We start from the raw sequence: 17,491 nt of genomic DNA, 5'->3' as shown, positions 1-17,491 counted from the left end.
GGCACGCGCGCTCAGATCGAATACGGCTCCTTCACGAGGCTGCCCGCCATGGAGAGCAATTCTCCATCCTGTTCGGCCAGCGCGAGCGGCACCTCGTCCCGCAAGAACTCGACGAAGGTCCTGATCTTCGCGTCGAGGTAGCGGCGCGACGCGTACATCGCATAGATGTTGTTGGCCCGCAGGCGGTGGCCCGGCAACACGCGAACCAGGCTGCCGTCGCGCAAGCCCGGCAGCGCCACCGAGATCGGCAACGGTCCGATTCCCATGCCCGCGCGAATGACCTCGCCGAGTGCCTCTGCAACGTTGACCGTGAGCGGCGCGGGCCGCACATGACGAAACACCGTCTCGTCCTCGCCCTCGAAATGCCATTGCCCGAGCGGCACATCGGGCAGGATCAGTTGCAGGCAGGTGTGTTTGTTCAGGTCGACGAGCCGCAGCGGCGTGCCATGCTTCGACAGGTAGCGCGGGGACGCGCACAGAATCGTATACACGCTGCCGATGCGTTGCGACACCAACGCCGAGTCGGCCAGTTCGCGCGCCACGACAACCGAAACGTCGAACCCTTCGTCGATGATGTCGGGCACGCGCTGGGCAAGCACGAGATCGATCATGACCTCGGGAAACCGCTTGCGGTACCGTGCGATCAGCGGCGCCAGATGATGCTGGCCGAAACTGGTGGTCGCATGAACCCGCAATTTGCCGGAAGGCTGGGCGCCGGCGCCGGCTGCTTCGGCCTCGGCCAGATCGATCTGGGCCAGAATCTGTTCGCAGTGTTGCAGATAGCGCTCGCCCGCTTCCGTGAGCGACAAATGCCGCGTGGTTCTGTGCAGCAGCCGTGTATGCAGTCGCGACTCCAGATCCGTGATCGCGCGCGATGCCTGCGGTGTGGTCACCGATGCAAGGGACGCGGCCTTTGTGAAGCTGCCGGCCTCTACGACGCGGGCGAACATTCGCATGCTTTCCAAGGTGTCCATCGGAATCCTGACTACGAGTAGAAGGTTAGGCACAGGCCCACGTCATGGCGATGGGCTTCGGGCCGTTTCCGGTTGGAGGCTGTCCACGGCTGCGCGCGCAACTGCAAGTGCATTGAGCCGGTGAATGGGTTGAACAGTAGGGCGCCGGCACTGACTTCGCCGGCAAGAGGGACGTGGGATAAACCGCCAGGCCGCCCATTCGGAAACGCCATTATTGTATCTTGATGGCGATTTTCCTTATTGCTGCGATATCCGGCAAAACAGTTTTGCCGCCCCCGGAAATAATATCGCCTGAATGCCCATGCGGCTCGTGGCTCATCGCTTGACACCCGATTTGAATGCGCCTAAATAAAACTACGCAACGGCTTATCAAGCTTCCCACGTGTGGGTTCATGCCAATTATTGATGCGATTAGATCGATGAAACTGTTAACTTTCGAAAATGACCCGGATAATTCGTGGTCGTTGAACAATACGCTTCGGCAGGCTGGTTATCACTGCCGGGGTTATTGCAGTATTGATGTCCTGCTCGAAAGCCCTTGGGCCGGCGAGTCCGATATGTCGATTATCGACAGCGACGGACTCGATGACGAACGGCTTGGCTATCTGGCGCAGGCGCTCTCGCCCGACCGGCCGATGCTGTTCGTCGGCACTGACGAGCACCGGCTAGCGGGACTGAGCCGGGATGCGGACGGTTATCTCGTCAAGCCCGTGTCCGCGCGCGGACTGGTGGCGTGCGTCAAGAGCACGCTCAGCCGGGCATGGGACCGGTACGCGACGTCGGGCCCGATGGCATTCGGCCGATACGTCTTCGAGCCGCACGGGCGAAGCGTCCTGGTGGGCGGCAGGCGCGTCTCGCTGACGCAGAAGGAGTTCCAGCTTGCCTTGCTGCTGTTCAGGAACGTCGCGAGACCGGTGTCGCGGGTCTACATCGCAGGAACGGTCTGGCGTCACGACGAGCGTATCAACGTGCGCACCATGACGGCGCACATCTCTGCGATCCGCTCGAAGCTCCAGTTGCGCGCCGACGCCGATTACGCCCTGAGCCCGATCTACAACTACGGCTACCGGCTCGACCCTGTGCGCCGCAACCGGCTGCCCGCCGCGCGGCAAGCCATGCCTCTGGTACCGGTGGGCGTGCCTGGCTGATCAGGTTCGCAGATCAGAAACGCGGTATTCCTCCGGTTACCTTCAGAACACGAAAATATCTATTCCTGAATTGGAAATAAAATTCGTGTTGTGGTGTCGCTTTACTCGATTGTTATCGAATTCGATAATCCACTTTTCTTCGATTCCTGTCTAATCGCCACGATGCGAAAAATTTCGGGCGCTTTTCCCGGAAGACGCTGTGTTTCAGCGCCATTTCGGTGAATGGAGCCGATATCTGCATTCAATTCGGTCATGTTGCGGGATTGGAACATCGGTCACAGCTGTTGTTGATTCTTGTGTCCGAAAAAGCGTGTTTTGGTAGACTGGTAATCAAAGTAGTAAATGAATCCCAAATAAATGTAGTTTCGCTCCACGTTGGGCGGAGTACAGACAGGAGACCGGATGCGGGTGCAATGCCTGTGTCATCCGTGACGAATGCTGTGTCGCCCCTGCATGAGCGCCCGTTAAAGAATTGATGCCTGTCCGGCGCTGCCGGCGCAGGCAGAATCCCGCGCAGTTGGTGTTCCATTTAACAGGGTATGGAGGAGATGATGAAGTCGAAGAGGACTTTGCTGGCCGTCGCATTGATGTCGGCCGGCGCTGTTGCACAGGCTCAGACCAGCGTCACGCTATATGGCCGTCTGGATGCCGGTATCGAGTACATGAGTGGCTTGCCGAACAATAACGGCACGGGTTCCACTTCGCGCTGGCGGCAGGAAAGCGGGGACTGGGGTACCAGTCTGTGGGGTTTGAAAGGGGTCGAGGATCTGGGTGGCGGCAACAAGGCGATTTTTCAGCTGGAAGGAGCATTCAGTACTGCTACGGGCTCTTTGGGCCTGTCCGGTTCGTTGTTCGACCGGATTGCGAACGTAGGCTTGTCGAATGATGCCTTCGGTACGATGCTGTTGGGGCGGCAACTGCAGATCGCCAACGGCGACTGGGACTTCGATCCGTTCGGCCAGTCCAACTGGTCGTCGGCTTCGCTGGTTCGCGGCCGCAACTGGGAACACACCAGCAACAACATTTCGTACCAGTCGCCCAAGTTCGACGGTTTCGACGTGTACGGTCAGTATGGGCTGTCGAACTCGACGGACTTCAACGCCGGCGTGCCGGGCGCGGCAACCGGGCGTACGGACGGCATGCAGTTGACGTATACGAATTCGTTGTTCCAGTTGCGCGGCATCTACGACGAAATTCGCGACCCGCTCAATGGTCAGTTGGACAATCCGTTCACGGCATCGCGTGAATACTTTGTCGGCGCCAACCTGTTTCTCGGCAACATCAAGGTGCAAGCCGCTTACACGGCTGAGCGGACCTCGGGAGGCGTAGTCACGCCGGCGGGCTCACCGACCGCGCCGACCACGGCGGACATGGAGTGGGGCGGTGTGACGTATCAAGCCACGCCGGCTGCCGCGCTCATCGCGGCGGTCTACCACGTGAATACGAACAACGGTGGCGGCAATGCGACCATCTATACGGTCGGCGGCACGTATAACCTGTCCAAGCGGACGCTGTTCGATATCCAGATCGCGACGGTGCGCAACAGCCAGACGGCGAACTTCGGTCTTGATGCCAATAACGAAGGCGCTGGCGGCCTGAGCGACGGTTCGTTCAATGAGAATCCGGTGCCGGGTCACAGCCAGACCGGCGTGTACGCGGGGATTCAACACTCGTTCTAATCTCGAACCGGCAGCCTGGCTGCCGATGCTTTTCACGCAGCCACGAGAGGCGCGTCTCGGCGCATTGCTACGCAGCAATGCGCCGTTTTTTTATTTTGAACCCGACGAGGCGGCGTAAAGCATACGACCGCACACGTCCGCCTGTCGGGTCGGGTGCAGCGTCAGAAAATATTGCGCAGGCCGACTGCGACGCCGGTCTGGTTATTGCGGCCCGGGTAGTCGGCCAGGAACGCGCCGGTACCACGGGTGAAGTCGACCGTGCCGTACACTTCCGTGCGCTTGGACAGCGAGTACTCGGCCAGCACCGTAGCGGAGTAGTTGATACCTACGCCGAGCGCGCCGTCGAGCGTGGCCGCGTTACGGGCGTGATCGTAGTAGCCCGCCAGCGTCAACGCGAGCGGCGACGTCACTTGCCAGGTCGAACCGACGTAGAAGCTGTCGTCGATGCGGTTCGGGCTCACGCGCGGCAGCACCGGTGCGCCGGCTTGCTGCATGTCGAGATCGGCGAGGCCGGTGTTGTCCTGCGAGTGCAGCCAGCCGGCGAGGAATTTCACGTCCGAGGTAAACGCGTAGACGGCGCTTACGTTCACGATGTTGAACTTCTTGCCCGAGACGTCGTTTTGCTGGAAGCCCACGTCGGCCGACAGCGGACCGACGGCGTACGACGCGGTGAGGCCATACATGCTGTTCTCGCCCGTGCTGCCCGGCACGCCGCCAAAACCATACATGCCTTCGACATTCAGGCCACCGAAATGACCGTTGTATTTGACCGAACTGTTCGTGAACAGGAACGGGCCTACCGGGTTATACACCCAGTTATCCTGCCAGTAATCGCCGACCGTCATCGGGTCGTAGATGTTGCCCATCATGTCGAAGAACGGTGTCTGCTGGCGACCGACCGTGACTGCGCCGTACTGGTTGCTCGACAGTCCGACATACGCGTTGCGCTGGAACAGCGTGTTGTTGGTGTTGTCGAGCTTGCCCGACCAGAGCTGGAACTGGTTTTCCAACTTGAAAATCGCCGACAGACCGCCGCCCAGATCTTCGCTGCCCTTCAAGCCCCAACGACTCGGCGTTTCGACGCCTTCGCCCATTGAGATCTGATTGTTATTCGCCGAGTCTGCATTCGTCAGATAACGGACGCTCGTATCGACGATGCCGTACAGCGTGACCGAACTCTGTGCGAATACATTGGGGGCGAACAGGATGAGTGCGGCTGCACCCGTGCATGTCATGAGATGGGTTTTCTTCATCTGTCTCTCCACGTAATTTTTTGTTGAAGAATTGATTTCTTTGAATGGCGTTCGAGACGCAGGCGATGGCCCTCTGGGCGAAACGGGGAGGCCGTTATCACCCGTCATTGCGCGCGCTTAATGCGGACATGGTCCGCTTAATCTCTCTTCCGCCGCGGGGAGATTTTACGATAAAGCCGTACTAATGGTTGCGCACGCAATGAGTTCTATTGACGAGTGTCGTTTTTTTGACGAAACCGGCGAGCGCCGGCTACGCTGGAAATCAGGGTTTATTCCACTATATTGACTCGCGATTAAAGGCGTGATTAAAGATATGCGCATCAACTGCACACACCGTGCCGGATCACACTGCCGGATCGCGCCGAGCGGATCGCTGTGGAATCAGCACGACGCAAACTACGATTACCGCCAGCAGGATTGCGGATGCATATAACCGGCTAATCTGCAGGCCACCCTGTGCCGCGGGTTTATCGAGGAAGTCGCCCAACGTCGCGCCGAGCGGACGCGTCAGAACGAACGCTGACCAGAAGAGCGCCGTGCGGGACACGCGCGTCCAGAAATATAGCGCGGCCACGACGACGAGGCCTGCGCCGAAAAGCATGGCGCCGTATTCGTAGCCGATGCCGAGACCGCCGCGGTCCTCACCCGCCACCCAGTCTCCAAGCGCCGTTCCGAGCGTCTGCGAGAACAGGATGGTGATCCAGTAAAACCATTCGGCCTTGCCTGTGACGATGCTTTCGACCGACACCGTCCCCTCCGATCGATACCATATCGCCAGACTGACGATCAACAACGCCATGACGATGGCGGCGCCGCCAGGATAGCCGACACCTAGCGAGCGATCGGCGAAGTCAGCCAGGGTCGTGCCCAGCGTCGTCGTGGCGACAATGGTGGCCCAGTACAGGAAGCGATGAAACGCTCGTGCCTGCACCTGTGCGCAAACGAGGCCGATGAACAATACGAGGAAGATTGCCGAGCCGACCAGGTAGCCAAGGTTCAGCGACATCGAGACCCAGTCGCCGCCGGTTTCGCCCAGCGTGGTGGCCGCCACCTTGATGGCCCAGAAGCCGAGCGTGACTTCGGGGACTTTGCTGACAGCGTGCCTGACCAGGCTTGCCGTGTGTGGTTTCATATCGCACTCCTCTATGGAAGGGGGATGATATTGAACGAACGCTTAGGCGAGGCTTAAGGGACGGTTAAGCCCGAATGCGCGACAATGGCATCCGGCGACAACGCGGGGGGCGCAATGCGTCTGCTTCTGGTAGAAGACGATGAAATGATTGCGGAGACCGTGCTCGAATCGATGCGGCGCGAAGGCTATGCAATCGACTGGGCACAAGACGGACGGGCCGCGGAGCTATCGCTCGGCAACGGCGTCTATGACCTTGTCCTGCTGGACCTTGGCCTGCCCGGCAAAGACGGCGTCGATTTGCTCAGTGGCTATCGCAGGCAAGGCGGTGCGGCTCCGGTCATCATCCTGACCGCGCGCGACGCGGTGAACGACCGGGTTCGCGGTCTGGATGCCGGCGCGGACGACTACCTGATCAAGCCGTTCGATCTCGACGAACTCGCAGCCCGAGCACGCGCCCTGTTGCGGCGGCGCACCGGACAGAAGCAGCCGGTCTATACGCATGGCAAACTGTCGCTCGATCCCGCGGCCCATGAAGTGACCAAAGACAGCGTGCTGATCGCGCTCGTGCCGCGCGAGTTCGCCTTGCTGCAGGCGCTGATCGAAGAACCTGCGCGCGTGTTCACCCGGGCTGAGCTGGAGGACAAGTTGTACGGATGGGGCGAGGAAGTGGGCAGCAATACGATCGAGGTACACGTGCACAGCCTGCGGCGCAAGATCGGCGCAGACCAGATCGCGACGGTGCGCGGCGTCGGCTATCGTCTGAAGAGGCTTGGATGAAGTCCATCCGCCGCTGGCTGCTCGGCTGGCTCATTTGCGGTCTCGCCGCCGCCTCCGGCATTGCCGCCCTGGCGATCTTTCATACGGCTCGCGAAGAAGCGGGTGAACTGTTCGACTACGAACTGCGTACCGTCGCCTTGTCGCTGCCTCTGAATGTCGAAGCGGCGGAAACGGTCGAAAGGGAGGACGAACGGGTCGGCGGCATTTCGGACGACCGGATCCTCATCGAGATCTGGGACAAGACGGGGACGCTCGTTTATCACTCACGGCAGTCGGCTGTACTCGGACGTTTGCCGGCCGGCATCCGCACCATCGAACGGAGTGAGGATCATTGGCGCGTATTCGGCCTGCAGCAGTCGGATCGCTTCGTCCAGGTCGCGCAGCCGGTATCGGTACGGGAAGACCTGGCCATACAACTGGCGTTGCACACGTTGTGGCCGCTGGGCGTGTTCGTGCCCGTGACGATCCTGCTGGTGCTGCTCGTGGTGGCGCGCGGCCTTGCGCCGGTCGGCGGGTTGTCGCGTTTGCTCGCCACGCGTTCGCTCGAGTCGCTCGACGCGCTGCGTCTGGATGGCAACGTGCCCATCGAGATCCGGCCGCTGGTTGTGGCAGTGAACGATCTGCTGGCCCGTCTGAGCGTCGCCACGCACACACAGCGCACGTTTATCGCCGACGCGGCTCACGAACTTCGTTCGCCGCTGGCCGCGCTGAAACTGCAGTTGCAGGCGGCTGCAAAAAACGGCACGTTAAAGGACGATGGCCAGACGCTTGAGCGGATCGACATGCGGCTCAACCGCATCATCCGGCTCGTCCAGCAACTCCTGACCCTTGCACGCGAGGATGCGCAACCTGCCATCGAAGCGACCTTCGTCAGTTTGCGGAGACTGGGCGAGCAGGCCGTCAGCGATTTCTCGCTGCTCGCGGACGAGAAGCAGATTGACCTGGGCCTCGAGTTCCGGCAACCGGTCACGCAAGAGGACACCTGCAACGTGCTGGCGGATCCGCACGGGCTGGACGTGCTGCTGAATAACCTGATCGACAACGCGATCCGCTACACGCCGCAAGGCGGCAAGGTCGACGTGGTGCTGACCCGCACGGCAGGCCGCCTCGGCTTCGAAGTGGTGGACAACGGACCGGGCATTCCTGAGGCCGAGCTCGAACGGGTCCTCGACCGCTTCTATCGCGGCGAACATACCAAGGGGACGGGGAGCGGACTGGGGCTCGCCATTGCCGCGCGCATTGCGCAGCGGCAACGACTGGCCCTCTCGTTGCGCAATAACGCCGACGCGAGAGGCCTGACCGTTTCAGTGAGCGGATTTGGCTCGCACTAGTCTCTCGTTCCGTTGACGCTACCCATCTCCATCCCCATTCAGCGTAGCGGGAAGTGCAGATGGAACTGCGTGGCTGCCGTGTCGCTCTCGACGGTTGCGCTGCCGCCGTGCAGCTCCATGATGGTTCGCACGATGGCAAGACCAAGTCCGGTCGAGCCGGACGAATTGCTGCGCGATTCGTCGACGCGGTAGAAGCGGTCGAAGAGCCGGCCAAGATGTTCCGGCGCAATCGGCGTGCCGGGATTGGCGACCGTGATGGTCATTCCCGTTGGCGTCTCGCTTGCCGTGAGCGTTACCGTGTCGCCGCGCGGCGTATAACGCAGCGCGTTCGCCAGCAGATTGCTGACGGCGCGGCGGAACAGATCGAGATCGGCGTGCAACTCGCCGCTCGCCGTCACCTGCAGCGCAATGCCGGCATCGTCTGCGATGCCTTCGAAATAATCGGCCACGCGCAACAGTTCGTCGCGCACCGGGAAATCCACAGCCGTTGTCATGTACTGCGGATTGTCGGCGCGGGCGAGAAACAGCACGTTTTCCACCATGCGCGAGAGCCGCTCGCACTCTTCGACGTTCGACACCAGCAGGGCCTGATATTCGTCGGTCGAGCGCAGGCGGGCGAGCGCCACCTCGCTCGCCCCGCGCATGTTGCCGAGCGGCGTGCGCAGGTCGTGTGCGAGGTCGGCGGTGAATTGCGAGAGCCGCTGGAAGCCGAGGTCGAGGCGCGCGAGCATCGAATTCAGCGCGTCGATCAGCGCCTCCAGTTCGCGCGGCACGTTGCCCGAGGGCAGACGGGTATCGAGTTTCCCTACCGTCACGCGCGCGGCGCCTCGGGCAATATCATGCAATGGGCGAAGCGAGGCGCGTACCGCCAGATAGCCAAGCGTAGCCGCCGCGATCAGCGCCGCCAGCGTGGTCAGCATGACGGTGTAGCGGTAGCGCGCGAGCATGGCCTCACGGTCGCTCATCTCCCGTCCGACCACCGCGTCGACCACCGAACCATCGGCCAGCGCAATATCCGTGGAGATACCGCGCATCGTCAGGCCGTTGGCGGTATGCCATTCCTGGACGTCGTGCGGGAAGATCCGGTTTGTCGGCTTCACTTTCTGCAGATCGCCAATCGCAAAGTGCGAAGGATTGCGCTCGAGCAGGACGTGACCGTTCGAATCCTGCACTCTCAGAAAGAAGGCCTGATTGCCGATCACAAGGCTATCGAGCCGGGACTCATGAAGCGTAATGCCTTGCGGCGAATCCAGCTCGCTTGTCAGGCGCCTCAACCGCTGGGCCGTCAGCACCATGTCGAAGTCGTCCTGGGTGCGGATCTGCTGGGCCAGCGCCCGGTACAACACGCCTCCGCCGACCCCGAACACCAGCACCGTGATCAGCGCAAACGAGGCAGCGAGCCGGGCTGTCAACGAGATACGTTTCATCACGCGTCCTTCACTTCGAGCACGTAACCGACGCCGCGCACGGTATGCACCAGCTTCACCGCATAGTTGTCGTCGATCTTCGAGCGCAGCCGCCGGATCGCCACGTCGACGACGTTGGTGTCGCTATCGAAGTTCATGTCCCACACATACGAGGCGATTTGCGTGCGGCTCAGTACTTCGCCGCTGCGCCGCGCCAGCAGATGCAGCAGCGCGAACTCGCGCGGCGTGAGGTCGATGCGTTGGCCCGCGCGCCGCACTTTCCGCTGGCTTGCGTTGATCTCGAGGTCGCCGATCGTCAGCGTGTCGCTTTCCCGGGACTGCCCGCGCCGCGCCAGCGTACGCACCCGGGCGAGCAACTCGACGAAGGCGAACGGTTTGATCAGATAGTCGTCGGCACCCAGTTCGAGGCCGCGCACGCGGTCTTCGATCTCGTCGCGCGCCGTCAGAAACAGCACTGGCGTGTCCTTGCGTCCGCGTAGCTGCTGCAGCACCTGCCAGCCGTCCATGCCCGGCAGCATCACGTCGAGCACGATCACGTCGTGAGATTCTTCCAGCGCGAGGTGCAGGCCGTCGACACCGTTACGCGCCACGTCCACTACAAAGCCCGACTCCTCGAGCCCCTTCTTGAGGTAGTCGCCGGCCTTCGGTTCGTCTTCGATTACGAGCACCTTCATCGCAGTCGCCTTTCGGATTGATTTGCCATGGATTCGTCCTGGGTTTGCCCTGCGCGTGTACCCCGCAGACGCCTTCGATGATACCCGCGCAACGCCCCGCGGTTCATTACGGCTTTGTCATCCAGGGGCAATCTCGACGCAAACGGGGACTCCCTAGACTGCGGCTATTGCATCCCTTCAGGCGCCGCTTTCATCATGTGGATCGTCAAAGTCGCTCTTCGCCGCCCCTACACGTTTATCGTGCTGGCGCTGCTGCTTGTGATCATCGGCCCGCTGATGATCATGCGTACACCTGTCGATATCTTCCCGAATATCAACATCCCCGTCATCAGCGTGGTGTGGAGTTACAACGGGATGTCGTCGGAGGATATGGCGCACCGCATCATCGCGCCTTATGAACGCGCGCTGACCTCGGACGTCGGCGATATCGAGCACATCGAATCGCAGTCGCTCAATGGCGTCGCCGTCGTCAAGGTCTTCTTTCACCCTGGCGCGGACATCACGCGGGCGGAGACGGAAGCGTCGGTGAGCGCCCAGTCGTTGCTACGCATCATGCCCCCAGGCACGCTGCCGCCGATGGTGCTGACGTTCAACGCGTCGACCGTGCCGATCATGGAACTGGCGCTGTCGAGCAAGACGCTGCCGGAACAGACGCTTTACGACCTCGGCAACAACTTTATCCGCACGCAGCTGGCGACGGTGCAGGGCGCGGCCGTGCCGATTCCATACGGCGGCAAGGTCCGGCAGATCATGGTCGACATCGATCCGCAGGCCATGCAGGCCAAGCACCTGACGCCGACCGACGTGGTCAACGCCGTCAACGCGCAGAATCTGGTGCTGCCGGGCGGTACGGCGAAGATCGGTACCTTCGAATACAACGTGAACATGAACGGCGCGGCAACGTCGGTGGCGGAACTCAACGCGCTGCCGATCCGCACGCAACCCGACGGCACCGTGACCTATGTGCACGACGTCGCAACCGTGCGCGACGGCTTTGCGCCCCAGACCAACATCGTGCGCCATGACGGCCAGCGTGCCGCCCTGCTCGAGGTGGAAAAGAGCGGCAACGTCTCGACGCTCGACATCATCGCCAACATCAAGGCGCTGTTGCCGCGGATTCGTTCGCAGATGCCGACCGCGCTCAATATCCAGACCGTCACGGACGAGTCGGTCTTCGTCAAGTCGGCGGTGCAGGGCGTGGTGCGGGAAGGTTTGATCGCGGCGGGCCTGACGGCGGCGATGATCCTGCTGTTTCTCGGCAGCTGGCGCGCGACGCTGATCATCGCGATCTCGATTCCGCTCGCGATGATCTCGTCGCTGATCCTGCTGTCGGTGCTCGGCCAGACGATCAATATCATGACGCTCGGCGGTTTGGCGCTCGCGGTTGGGATTCTGGTGGACGACGCAACCGTTGCGATCGAAAACATGACGCATCACATCGAGCAGGGGCAGCCGTTATTGCAGGCGATCCTCGAAGGCTCCGGCGAGATCGCCGTGCCGACCTTGATCTCGACGCTTTCTATCTGCATTGTCTTCGTGCCGATGATGTTGCTGTCCGGCGTTGCCCGCTATCTGTTCACGCCGCTTGCCGAAGCCGTGGTGTTCGCGATGCTCGCGTCGTATTTCCTGTCGCGTACGCTTGTACCGACGCTGGCGATGTATCTGCTGCGCGGCGCGCACAAGACGGGTGAAGAGGGCGGCGAGGACGCACGGCCGCTGAACCGCTTCCAGCGTTTCCAGCAGGGCTTCGAGCGTGGCTTCGAAGGGCTGCGCAGCCGTTACCAGCGGGTGCTTGAAGCGGCGTTGGCCGCGCCGCGCCGTTTCGCGGCCGGCTTCCTGATTGTCTGCATCGGCTCGTTGACGCTGGTGCCGTTCCTTGGCCGCGACTTCTTCCCGCAGATCGATTCGGGGCAGATCCGTCTGCATATGCGCGCCAAGACCGGCACGCGAATCGAACAGACCGCGCGCCTTGCCGACGAAATCGAGAACAGCATCCGTACAGTGATTCCGGCCGACCAGTTGATGACCATCGTCGACAACATCGGTCTGCCGACCAGCGGTATCAACCTGTCGTATAGCAGTTCCGCTCCGATCGGGACCGCCGATGCAGACATCCTGATCACGCTGAACGCGAAACACAGCCCGACCGTGCAGTACGTGAAGAAGCTGCGTCAGATGCTCGGCGAGAAATTCCCGGCGGTGACGTTCTCGTTCCTGCCCGCGGACATGGTGAGCCAGATTCTCAATTTCGGCCTGCCGGCGCCGATCGACATCCAGGTGGTCGGCAATAACCTGGACGACGACCGCACGTTCGCGGACAACCTGCAGGCAAAACTGCACGGCGTCGAGGGTCTCGTCGACCTGCGCATCCAGCAGCCGGCCGATCAACCGGAGATTGCGATCAACGTGGACCGCACCAAAGCGCTGCTGGCGGGCCTGCGGCAGCAGGACGTCGCGCAAAGCCTGCTGATCGCACTGTCCGGCAGTTCGCAAACGTCGCCGAACTTCTGGCTCAATCCGCAGAACGGCGTGAGCTATCCGGTGATGACGGAGGTTCCGCAGTACGACATCAATTCGCTGCAGACGTTGGCCAATATTCCGCTCTCCGCGACGTTCACGCCGGGCACCGGCGGCTCGGGCAGCAACGCAGGCGGCGTCAACGGGATTCTCGGCGCGATGGGCACATTTACGCGCACGACGCAGCAGGCGGTCGTCACGCACTACAACGTGCAGCCGGTGATCGATATCTACGGCTCGGTGCAAGGACGCGATCTGGGCGGCGTCGCGACGGACGTGACGCGCATCGTCGATGCCGCGAAGGCTAACTTGCCGCGTGGCGCACGGGTAGTGATCCGCGGCCAGGTCGACACCATGCAGAGTTCGTTCAACGGCCTCGCGATGGGCATTGGCTTCGCCGTGCTGCTCGTGTACCTGCTGATGGTGATCAATTTCCAGTCGTGGATCGATCCGCTCGTGATCATCTGCGGTCTGCCGGGCGCGATGGCCGGCATCGCGTGGATGCTGTTCGTAACCAACACGACACTGAGCGTGCCCGCTTTGACCGGCGCCATGATGTGTATCGGCGTGGCGACGGCCAACAGCATTCTCGTCGTGAGCTTTGCGCGCGAACGGCTGGCGCAAGGCATGGAGCCGCTGCAGGCCGCGCTGGCGGCGGGCGTGGGCCGCTTCCGTCCGGTGCTGATGACGGCGCTCGCGATGATGATCGGCATGGTGCCGATGGCGCTCGGCATGGGCGACGGCGGCGAGCAGAACGCGCCGCTGGGACGAGCGGTGATCGGTGGTCTGATGATCGGCACGGTCGCGACGCTGATGTTCCTGCCGGTGGTGTTCTCGGTGGTGCATGCGTGGCTGGCCAAACGTAGTCCGCACGGTATGACGCAGGCCGAACTCGACATTCTGAAGTGAACGGCGCCGCGCCTCGCCCGGTCCCGGAGCGGGGCCGCCTTGTGCCTGGCAACCCTAACCTGATCTGATTCGAATTGACCGGAGTACGCCGCATGTCCAACCAACCTCCCAAGTCCGCGCCGGAGCATCCGTCGCAGACCGCGCCACAGACTCAACCGCCCGCGCAACGCCCGCGCGGCGTTCTGCGGGTTGCCCTGATCGTAGCGGTTGTCGCGGCGGCGCTTGGCGCCGGTATCGTGCCGCGGCTCGACGCGCGTGCCGCGCTGCTGCAGCAGACCGAGGCACTGGCCGTGCCGACCGTGCAGGTCACGCTACCCACGGTCGCGCCGCCCGACCAGGCGCTGGTGTTGCCGGGCAATATCGAGGCGTATCAGCAGACGCCGATTTTCGCGCGTACCAACGGCTATCTGAAGGCCTGGTACGCCGATATCGGCACGCATGTGAAAGCCGGGCAATTGCTGGCCATCATCGACGCGCCCGAAGTGGACGCCGCGCTGCGTCAGGCGCGTGCAGATGCGCAGCAGGCGCAGGCGAACGATCAGTTAGCCCAGGTGACGTCGACACGCTGGCAGCAACTGGTGCAGACACACGCGGTCTCGCAGCAGGACACCGACATGAAACAGAGCGACGCGCAGGCGAAACATGCGGCGCTTCTCGCGGCGCAAGCGAATGTGGCGCGCCTTGCGCAGATGCAGTCGTATGAGAAGGTCTATGCGCCGTTCGAGGGTGTGGTCACGGCGCGAAACATCGACGTCGGCGCGTTGATCGATGCGGGCAGCGCGGGTGGTCCGGCCAAAGAGATGTTCGATCTGGCCCAGACCAGCGTGTTGCGCGTATACGCCGATGTGCCGCAGAACTACGCCGGCACGCAACTGGACGGCACGTCGGCGTGCCTCGAGGTTGCGCAGGTCCCCGGACGCTGCCTGCCGGGAACCGTCGCGCGCAACACGGGCGCGATCAATCCGACGACGCGCACGCTGCGCATCGAAGTCGACGTGCCGAACGCGGCCGACGCGGTGCTGCCGGGATCGTATGGACAGGTGCGTCTGTCGCTGAAAACCGCTCAACCGGGCTTGTCGTTGCCGGTGAATGCGCTGCTGTACCGGCCTGAAGGGGTGCAGGTTGCCACCGTCGATGCGCAACAGAAGGTGCTGCTCAAAACGATCAAGCTGGGCCGGGACTTCGGTACGCGCATCGAAGTGGCCGCGGGCCTCGTCGCGACCGACAAGGTGATCCTCAATCCGTCCGACTCGATTACCAATGGACAGCCCGTGCGGGTTTCGTCCCCTGGCAGCGCCTCGGCGACAAAAGCGAACGGAGCAGGGGGCCAGTCATGAAGCTGCGGCTTGTTCACGTGACGCCGCTGCGCAGCGCGCGCGCGCGGCTGCTTGGTGCGCTTTGCGCGGCGAGTGTGTTCGGTCTCGCGGGCTGCTCGATCGGTCCGGACTATGTGCGGCCCTCGGTGGCCGTGCCCGCGGCTTACAAGGAGAACGGCGGCCTGTCCTCGACAGATAGCGGCGCGCTGTCGACAACGGCGGGCAAAGCGGCCGTGTCGTCTTCGCCTGCTACACCTGGCTGGACCCACGCCGCGCCTGCCGACACCGAATCGCGCGGCGCATGGTGGACGCGCTTTAACGACCCGCAACTGACGGCACTCGAAGCGCGCGTCAGCGTCTCGAACCAGACGATCCAGAAGGCCGTCGCTCAGCTTCAGGAGGCGCGTGCGATGGTCGAGTCCGCCCACGCCGCGTATCTGCCGACCGTCGGCGTGACGACCGATGCGACCAGCCTGCACGATTCGGCGAACGTGATCGGTCATCAGCAGACGGCCGGCAAGTCGTTCGGCGATTATGCGGTCGCACTCGACGCGAGCTGGGAGCCGGATCTGTGGGGCAGAATCGCGCACGAAAACGACGCCGCACGCGCCGGCGCACAGGCGAGCGCGGCCGATCTCGAGAGCGTGCGCCTTGGCGTGCATGCCGAGCTGGCGGTCGACTACTTCAATCTGCGCGGACTCGATGCGTCCAAACGCTTGCTTGATCAAACGATTACAGATTACCGACAGTCGCTCGATCTCACCAAAAGCCGTTTCGCGGTCGGCGTGTCGTCGCAGGCGGACGTGAGCCAGGCCGAGACGCAACTGCAGGTCACCGAAGCGCAGGATATCGACCTGGGCGTGGCCCGTGCGCAATACGAGCACGCGATTGCCACGCTGACCGGCGTGCCCGCGTCGACGTTCAGCTTGCCGCCGGCCACGGCGGATTTCGTACCGCCCGCGATTCCAGTGGGGTTGCCTTCCGAACTCTTGCAACGCCGGCCCGATATCGCCGCCGCGGAGCGACGCGTGGCAGCGGCCAATGACCAGATCGGCATTGCCCAGTCCGCGTTTTTCCCCGACCTTGTTTTGTCTGCCACCGGTGGGTTCGAAAGTTCGACCTTGACGAACTGGCTCACTGCACCGTCGCGCATGTGGGCGGTAGGACCGGCATTGGTGGGCACTCTGTTCGACGGCGGCCGCCGCCGCGCGATGACCGAGAAGGCTCAGGCGCAATACGATGCCAGCGCGGCCGATTATCGCGAAACCGTGCTGACGGCCTTTCAGGAAGTGGAAGACAACCTGGCGTCGCTGCGTATCTTGCGTGAGGAGGCCAGCAAGCAGAATGAAGCGGTGGCGTCAGCGCAAAAGACCCTGCAGCTTGCATTGGACCAGTACCGGATCGGCACCGTGGACTACCTGGAGGTGGTCACCGCACAAAGCACGGCATTGACGGACGAGCGCACTGCCGTCGACCTGGAGCGCAGGCAGATCGACGCAAGCGTTTTGCTCGTCAAGGCACTGGGAGGTGTGTGGTGATTCGGGGCTGTCGCCAGTCAGATCGTCATCTTTGCCAGGGACAATTCGCACTGTACTGCATGGGTGTTATGTCGTTGAAAGTATGGCGCCTTTTCGCTTAAGGTTCCCATCAGGTTTCGCCGCTACTATCGACTCACAACGCATGGACGTATAGACGCGCTTTAAAACCAGAAGACGTGCATCGGCTTATCGATCGCTACAAGGAAAATGAAAGCGCGTTCGATATTTCCGCCCATCCGTATCGACGAACCGCGCCATGAAACCATCCACAATCAACATGCTACGGGCCTATCTCCTGACAGCGTCGCTTGCTGCCATCGTGATAGACGTAGCGGCGCTTTTGGCAATCGGCCTGTTCGGTGTGCCTGAAGATGTGTTTACGTCGACGACCTTCCGGCTAGTCGCTGTGGCGGTCATCGTGTGCTTCGTACTGGTCACGAGACACGTGGCCCGCGCCGCATTTGTCTCAGCCCTGTCCCAACGCTACGCCACCTTCAGCGCAGCACATGCCAATGCCATCGAGATATCGCCAGTGTGTCCGGTGCGCATGCTTGTGGTTCTCCATCTCCGGTTCAATCGCACGGCCATCGAGTGGGCCGCGTGCTGACGGCAGCAGGTTTTGCGCCGGCCGCGCGGAATGCCGCGCGAAGTCCGGCGCGCTGTCACGTCATCGCAAACCCATTCTTTCGATTACCTGATTATCAGATTTCAAGCATCTTGCCGGAGCATTCATGAAAACGCTGTTTTTGCAGGCCCCGTCGTATGACGGTTTCGATGGCGGCGCGGGTTCGCGCTATCAGGCGAAGCGCGAGATCC

Annotated in this window: 13 protein-coding genes; 8 read left to right on the top strand and 5 right to left on the bottom strand. The window is 62.2% G+C overall.

The window, feature by feature from the left end; all coding sequences use genetic code 11:
* Nucleotides 1-11 precede the first annotated feature (11 nt).
* Nucleotides 12-974, bottom strand: a complete 963-nt coding sequence (locus P3T42_RS34335) for a LysR family transcriptional regulator (protein ID WP_074296752.1) — start codon at nucleotides 972-974, stop codon at nucleotides 12-14.
* A 557-nt stretch (nucleotides 975-1,531) separates the two neighbouring features.
* Between P3T42_RS34335 and P3T42_RS34330 the strand changes: the two genes are divergently transcribed.
* Nucleotides 1,532-2,122: a response regulator transcription factor gene (locus tag P3T42_RS34330; protein ID WP_429308496.1), complete on the top strand. Its 591-nt coding sequence runs from the start codon at nucleotides 1,532-1,534 to the stop codon at nucleotides 2,120-2,122.
* 539 nt (nucleotides 2,123-2,661) lie between these two features.
* Nucleotides 2,662-3,801, top strand: a complete 1,140-nt coding sequence (locus tag P3T42_RS34325; protein ID WP_074296748.1) for a porin — start codon at nucleotides 2,662-2,664, stop codon at nucleotides 3,799-3,801.
* Between the two features lie 161 nt (nucleotides 3,802-3,962).
* On the opposite strand, the gene P3T42_RS34320 is transcribed toward P3T42_RS34325, so the two are convergent.
* Together P3T42_RS34320 and P3T42_RS34315 are read right to left on the bottom strand one after the other, a co-directional pair.
* Nucleotides 3,963-5,054 (bottom strand): porin, encoded by a 1,092-nt coding sequence (locus P3T42_RS34320; protein WP_074296746.1) that lies wholly within the window; start codon nucleotides 5,052-5,054, stop codon nucleotides 3,963-3,965.
* Between the two features lie 343 nt (nucleotides 5,055-5,397).
* A complete protein-coding gene (locus P3T42_RS34315) occupies nucleotides 5,398-6,186 on the bottom strand; it encodes a COG4705 family protein (RefSeq protein WP_074296744.1) in 789 nt (262 codons plus the stop codon).
* A 114-nt stretch (nucleotides 6,187-6,300) separates the two neighbouring features.
* On the opposite strand from P3T42_RS34315, the gene P3T42_RS34310 reads away from it, so the two are divergent.
* Together P3T42_RS34310 and P3T42_RS34305 are read left to right on the top strand one after the other, a co-directional pair.
* Nucleotides 6,301-6,963: a response regulator gene (locus P3T42_RS34310; RefSeq protein ID WP_074297609.1), complete on the top strand. Its 663-nt coding sequence runs from the start codon at nucleotides 6,301-6,303 to the stop codon at nucleotides 6,961-6,963.
* The gene (locus P3T42_RS34305; RefSeq protein ID WP_429308495.1) at nucleotides 6,960-8,294 is read left to right on the top strand and encodes an ATP-binding protein; all 1,335 of its coding nucleotides are present in this window, start codon (nucleotides 6,960-6,962) and stop codon (nucleotides 8,292-8,294) included. The genes P3T42_RS34310 and P3T42_RS34305 overlap by 4 nt, the downstream gene beginning before the upstream one ends.
* Before the next feature lie 38 nt (nucleotides 8,295-8,332).
* On the opposite strand, the gene P3T42_RS34300 is transcribed toward P3T42_RS34305, so the two are convergent.
* Nucleotides 8,333-9,721, bottom strand: a complete 1,389-nt coding sequence (locus P3T42_RS34300) for a heavy metal sensor histidine kinase (RefSeq protein WP_429308494.1) — start codon at nucleotides 9,719-9,721, stop codon at nucleotides 8,333-8,335.
* Complete coding sequence (locus tag P3T42_RS34295; protein ID WP_074296738.1) at nucleotides 9,721-10,395, bottom strand: heavy metal response regulator transcription factor; 675 nt, start codon at nucleotides 10,393-10,395, stop codon at nucleotides 9,721-9,723. The genes P3T42_RS34300 and P3T42_RS34295 overlap by 1 nt, the downstream gene beginning before the upstream one ends.
* A 195-nt stretch (nucleotides 10,396-10,590) precedes the next feature.
* Here P3T42_RS34295 and P3T42_RS34290 point away from each other — a divergent pair, with 195 nt between their 5' ends.
* From P3T42_RS34290 to P3T42_RS34275, 4 genes are all read left to right on the top strand, one after another.
* Nucleotides 10,591-13,821 (top strand): efflux RND transporter permease subunit, encoded by a 3,231-nt coding sequence (locus P3T42_RS34290; RefSeq protein WP_074296737.1) that lies wholly within the window; start codon nucleotides 10,591-10,593, stop codon nucleotides 13,819-13,821.
* Nucleotides 13,822-13,913: 92 nt separating this feature from the next.
* Complete coding sequence (locus tag P3T42_RS34285; RefSeq protein ID WP_429308493.1) at nucleotides 13,914-15,158, top strand: efflux RND transporter periplasmic adaptor subunit; 1,245 nt, start codon at nucleotides 13,914-13,916, stop codon at nucleotides 15,156-15,158.
* Nucleotides 15,155-16,675, top strand: coding sequence for an efflux transporter outer membrane subunit (locus P3T42_RS34280; protein WP_429308492.1), 1,521 nt, complete (start codon nucleotides 15,155-15,157; stop codon nucleotides 16,673-16,675). The genes P3T42_RS34285 and P3T42_RS34280 overlap by 4 nt, the downstream gene beginning before the upstream one ends.
* A 256-nt stretch (nucleotides 16,676-16,931) precedes the next feature.
* Complete coding sequence (locus tag P3T42_RS34275; protein ID WP_074296735.1) at nucleotides 16,932-17,282, top strand: hypothetical protein; 351 nt, start codon at nucleotides 16,932-16,934, stop codon at nucleotides 17,280-17,282.
* Nucleotides 17,283-17,491 lie beyond the last annotated feature (209 nt).

The organism is Paraburkholderia sp. GAS38, from assembly GCF_050434965.1.
GTDB lineage: Bacteria > Pseudomonadota > Gammaproteobacteria > Burkholderiales > Burkholderiaceae > Paraburkholderia > Paraburkholderia phenazinium_A.
This window is presented reverse-complemented; position numbering and strand designations above follow the sequence as displayed.